This is a genomic window from Streptococcus sp. CCH8-C6 (genome assembly GCF_001557225.1).
Classification (GTDB): Bacteria; Bacillota; Bacilli; order Lactobacillales; family Streptococcaceae; genus Streptococcus; species Streptococcus sanguinis_C.
The window spans coordinates 1-404 of record NZ_LSJN01000050.1; the positions used below are offsets into that span (position 1 = coordinate 1).

1 protein-coding gene is annotated in these 404 nt (G+C 42.6%); it reads left to right on the forward strand.

What is annotated here, in order from left to right:
* On the forward strand, window positions 1–404 hold a 404-nt coding region (locus tag AX677_RS09535; protein ID WP_231730785.1), incomplete at both ends, for a hypothetical protein.

Sequence of the window (404 nt, forward strand, 5' to 3'; positions counted from 1 at the left end):
GATTACACAAAATGGGTGTTATCGGAAGATTGAAAAAACAGACGCAACGGACTGGTCAGTTCCGCGGAAACCGATTGACTTGGTCATCCTGCAGGATGCCAGTGGGTCATTCCGAACAACAATTCCAAGTGTCAAACGTGCTCTTAAACGTTTGACAACATATGTTAGTCCAGAACAATACGATGAGACAAACCCTTATCTCGTTAAGACTGATGATCCTCGGACAACTGACAGGGTCTTCGTTGCTTCTTACCAAGGTTTGGATCAGGTGCGTTACTTTGAAAACAATGATTTTAGTGGTAGCCCTGCGAATGTATATACCGATGCGAATTCGACTGGTAAAAACTATACCTATGGCAATAGTGGTTTAACGAGCGATCAAAATAAAGTTCATAGCTTCATCG